2 rRNA genes (1 of these 2 cut by a window edge) are annotated in these 5,000 nt (G+C 60.5%); both read left to right on the plus strand.

Annotation, left to right across the window (positions count from 1 at the left end):
• Positions 1 to 2,559, plus strand: a 23S ribosomal RNA gene (locus tag VZF99_RS03395) (it extends 538 nt beyond the left edge of the window).
• Positions 2,560 to 2,650: 91 nt separating this feature from the next.
• Positions 2,651 to 2,767: ribosomal RNA gene (gene rrf, locus VZF99_RS03400) — 5S ribosomal RNA — on the plus strand.
• The last annotated feature ends 2,233 nt before the right edge of the window (positions 2,768 to 5,000 follow it).

The following is a 5,000-nucleotide window of genomic DNA, read 5'->3' on the forward strand; positions in this document are numbered from 1 at the left end:
TTAGTACCGTGAGGGAATGGTGAAAAGTACCCCGGGAGGGGAGTGAAATAGTACCTGAAACCGTGTGCTTACAATCCGTCAGAGGCTTTAGGGCTGATGGCGTGCCTTTTGAAGAATGAGCCTGCGAGTTAGTGGTATGTCGCGAGGTTAACCCGTGTGGGGAAGCCGTAGCGAAAGCGAGTCCTAATAGGGCGTTTCCAGTGGCATGCTCTAGACCCGAAGCGGAGTGATCTACCCATGGCCAGTGTGAAGCGACGGTAAGACGTCGTGGAGGCGCGAACCCACTTAGGTTGAAAACTGAGGGGATGAGTTGTGGGTAGGGGTGAAAGGCCAATCAAACTCCGTGATAGCTGGTTCTCCCCGAAATGCATTTAGGTGCAGCGTCGCATGTTTCACCTCGGAGGTAGAGCTACTGGATGGCCGATGGGCCCTACAAGGTTACTGACGTCAGCCAAACTCCGAATGCCGAGGTGTGAGAGTGCGGCAGTGAGACTGTGGGGGATAAGCTTCATAGTCGAGAGGGAAACAGCCCAGATCGCCGGCTAAGGCCCCTAAGCGTGTACTAAGTGGAAAAGGATGTGGGATCGCTGAGACAGCCAGGAGGTTGGCTTAGAAGCAGCCACCCTTGAAAGAGTGCGTAATAGCTCACTGGTCAAGTGGTCCTGCGCCGACAATTTAGCGGGGCTCAAGTACACCGCCGAAGCCGCGGCATTCATACAATAACCTCCTCCGGGCAGGTGTATGGATGGGTAGGGGAGCGTCGTGTGGCCATAGAAGCGCCGGAGTGATCCAGGCGTGGAGGCCACACGAGTGAGAATGCAGGCATGAGTAGCGAATGACGAGTGAGAAACTCGTCCGCCGAATGATCAAGGGTTCCTGGGTCAAGCTAATCTGCCCAGGGTGAGTCGGGACCTAAGGCGAGGCCGACAGGCGTAGTCGATGGACAACGGGTTGATATTCCCGTACCCGTGTATGCGCGCCCATGGTGAATCAGTGATACTAACCGCCCTGAACGTCCTAGAGCATCCTTCGGGATGACGTGGACCGGATGCGCGGGACCTGAACTGGTAGTAGCCAAGCGATGGGGTGACGCAGGAAGGTAGCTGGGCCAGTCAGTGGTTGTACTGGTGTAAGAGTGTAGGCCGTGACATAGGCAAATCCGTGTCACATCAAGGCTGAGACTTGATGCATACCCGTTGTGGGGAATTCAGTGATCCTATGCTGCCGAGAAAAGCCTCTAGTGAGTTCATACACGGCCCGTACCCCAAACCGACACAGGTGATCAGGTAGAGAATACCAAGGCGATCGAGAGAACTGTGGTTAAGGAACTCGGCAAAATGCCCCCGTAACTTCGGGAGAAGGGGGACCACGCCCGGTGACGATCCTTGCGATCTGAGCTGGGGGTGGTCGCAGAGACCAGAGAGAAGCGACTGTTTACTAAAAACACAGGTCCGTGCGAAGACGTAAGTCGATGTATACGGACTGACGCCTGCCCGGTGCTGGAAGGTTAAGAGGACCGGTTAGCCGCAAGGCGAAGCTGAGAATTTAAGCCCCAGTAAACGGCGGTGGTAACTATAACCATCCTAAGGTAGCGAAATTCCTTGTCGGGTAAGTTCCGACCTGCACGAATGGCGTAACGACTTCTCTGCTGTCTCGACCACAGACTCGGCGAAATTGCACTACGAGTAAAGATGCTCGTTACGCGCGGCAGGACGAAAAGACCCCGGGACCTTTACTATAGCTTGGTATTGGCGTTCGATTCGGTTTGTGTAGGATAGGTGGGAGACTGTGAAGCATGCACGCCAGTGTGTGTGGAGTCGTTGTTGAAATACCACTCTGATCGTATTGGACGTCTAACCTCGGCCCATGATCTGGGTTAGGGACAGTGCCTGGTGGGTAGTTTAACTGGGGCGGTTGCCTCCTAAAGAGTAACGGAGGCGCCCAAAGGTTCCCTCAGCCTGGATGGCAATCAGGTGTTGAGTGCAAGTGCACAAGGGAGCTTGACTGTGAGACTGACACGTCGAGCAGGGACGAAAGTCGGGACTAGTGATCCGGCACCGGCAAGTGGAAGCGGTGTCGCTCAACGGATAAAAGGTACCCCGGGGATAACAGGCTGATCTTCCCCAAGAGTCCATATCGACGGGATGGTTTGGCACCTCGATGTCGGCTCGTCGCATCCTGGGGCTGGAGTAGGTCCCAAGGGTTGGGCTGTTCGCCCATTAAAGCGGCACGCGAGCTGGGTTTAGAACGTCGTGAGACAGTTCGGTCTCTATCCGCCGCGCGCGTAAGAAACTTGAGGAAGGCTGTCCCTAGTACGAGAGGACCGGGACGGACGAACCTCTGGTGTGCCAGTTGTTCCACCAGGAGCATCGCTGGTTAGCTACGTTCGGAAGGGATAACCGCTGAAAGCATCTAAGCGGGAAGCCTGTTCCAAGATGAGGTTTCTCACCACCTTCGCGTGGTTAAGGCCCCCCACAGACCATGGGGTTGATAGGCCGGAACTGGAAGCGCAGCAATGCGTGCAGGTGACCGGTACTAATCGGCCGAGGGCTTACACACAAACAGCCCCTAAAGAATCGCAACGCGTCCACTGTGCAGTATCTGAAACAACACACCCACGCAAAAACACGTGGGCCTTGTTTCACAGAGTTACGGCGGCCATAGCGGCAGGGAAACGCCCGGTCCCATTCCGAACCCGGAAGCTAAGCCTGCCAGCGCCGATGGTACTGCACTCGTGAGGGTGTGGGAGAGTAGGTCACCGCCGAACACAACTTCACACGAGAGCCCCGAATCACCCTCACCGGTGACTCGGGGCTCTCGTCATTTCACCCACACCAGGCCGGCCCACACCAGGCCGGCCCGCACCAGGCCGACCCGGCCATCAGGCCGACCCGGCCATCAGGCCAGCCGACCGCCGGCGGCACCCATCACCCGACGCGCCAACGCCGAACCCCGCAACTGCTCCACACCCACGACCTCACCACCGGGACCCGACAACGGCACCCGCCAATTCGGATACTCATCCGACGTCCCCGGAACATTCACCGGGTTCGCCTATAGGCGGATGGGCACGTGCGTCTCTAGCGGGCTGGGCGGTCGAAGAGCGAGCATCCTCACCAACGGAAGTTTCGTGTCCATCCTCGAGGGTTCCTCCACTATCGGGGTTTTTGACGACGACGCGTGCTTGATTCCCACCTAGGCCGGGCAGCTCGTGCTTGTTCTCCTCTTCAGCTTGCGACGATCCGCCCGTCGGTAGTCTTTCCACGCAGGGATGGCCCGGGATACCTTGCGTCGTCGTTGGAGGTGGCCGTCACTGTGGGCACGGGATCGTCGTTGAAGACGGTGACTATCGGTCGAAGTCGTCACCTGACCGAGCCAGAAGACTCTGACGACACTCACCTCGTGCGCCCAGATCGGCGAGCCCCGCCCGGATAGCCATGAAGCTGGAGAATCTGGGACTCGGAGTTCGCACGCGATGAGGTCTGCGCGGGGGTCACCGGCATTCCTGTCTCATTCGGCCCGCCGGAGATGGGTCGAGCAGGGAAGTCCGTGGACGGGTGCAGCGCTCGAGCTCCCTGTTCGGCCCAGGGTCAGACGGGAGCGCTGGCGCCCTGATCGTGGATGAACACGCCGTCGGGGCTGATCTTGTCGCCGTCCGTCCTCGGTTCACTACCCACCTCGAACAGCCGCCTTCTCCACGAGTGTGAGGGCGCCCGTGTAGCCGGTCTCGGGCGGCAGCGCGATCGTGTCGTCCCCGCCCGGGGGTAGAAAATCACCGCAGGGGGTGACCGGGTGTGACCAGGTCATCTTCGATAGAGGCGGCGAGAGCCTAACGCTCAACGTGCGGCTCTGTAGCTGCTCTGGTCCACTCGGCGGCCACGACCGGCCAAAAATTGTGCGGGCGCTCGGTTTAGATCCCGTCCTCTCCGGCATGGTGGGTGACGCGGTGCGGAAAGGGGCTCATGGGCAGAGCCGAAAGGCAGTCCTTTGAACCCCCCGAGGTCGGTGTCGGGCCGTCGTTGCAGGTTCGGACGAAGGCTGCCGCCGGGATACAGTCCAGCACCGCGGACGGTCAAAGCGCCGGGCTCGAGGGCGCTTCTCACGCTGGCTGGCTCGGCTGAATCTCGGCCCGGCTCGAGGGCCGCGGCGAGGGCATGCGCGCACTCTGCCGGTTGGCACCCGGCCGTGGACGCAGCAATGCCGGCGGGGCACACCGGCTCGTCGGCCCAGGCATTGTCCGCTAGCGGTTCCACTCGGGTGCTGAGGGCACCGGGCCGACGAGACGGTTGACCCGGGTTCCGATGACCGCGGATCGTGTTCGAGTGAAGGCCTCAGCGGCTGGGGGGCCATGAATGATCCCGACGTGGCCGATGATCACGACATGCCCAATTGCCGGTCGCGATGCCGAACATCTCGCGGTCCAGCCATCACCGCCGAGAATGGTGGGGCCATCGCGGTCCCAATGATGAACCTCGTGGGGAGTGCGCTGACCGATCACCGCGGGCTCCCGAGTCGGGCCTCCCAGGAGTCGTCGGATGCGGCCACCCGGGCGAGTACGCCGATGTCCGAATCGACAGAGATCTCGTCGGTGTCGCAACCGGCTCGCGCGTCGCCCGACACGCGAGCGGCGGGACGGCACGGGGGTCTGCAATCACGAAGAGGCGCCGTGGGGAACCGTAGACAAACCACCTCCACGGCGTTATCCGGTTGGTCGATGAGGAGGGCACCAATCCCGGAGGCGTTCAGAGTCCGAACGTGGCAACAGTCGAAGTAGTGTCGGCCGCGATCCATCAGCGTGTTCGCGTCGCGCATGGTCAGGGCCGGCACGAAAGAGACGAGTACGGTCGACGCTAGCGTCCAGATTGGCGCGCGGATCATCGATCACGCGGTACCGGGTCGACGACGCGGGGGAGTCGGGGTCAGAGCATAAGCTCCGCTTCGAGCGAGACGGCGGTCCCACGGGCGAGGAGCTCTCGCATGTCAAACAGGGTCGGTTGCGG

Origin of the sequence: Dietzia kunjamensis, from assembly GCF_045689975.1 — a bacterium.
Lineage (GTDB): Bacteria > Actinomycetota > Actinomycetes > Mycobacteriales > Mycobacteriaceae > Dietzia > Dietzia kunjamensis.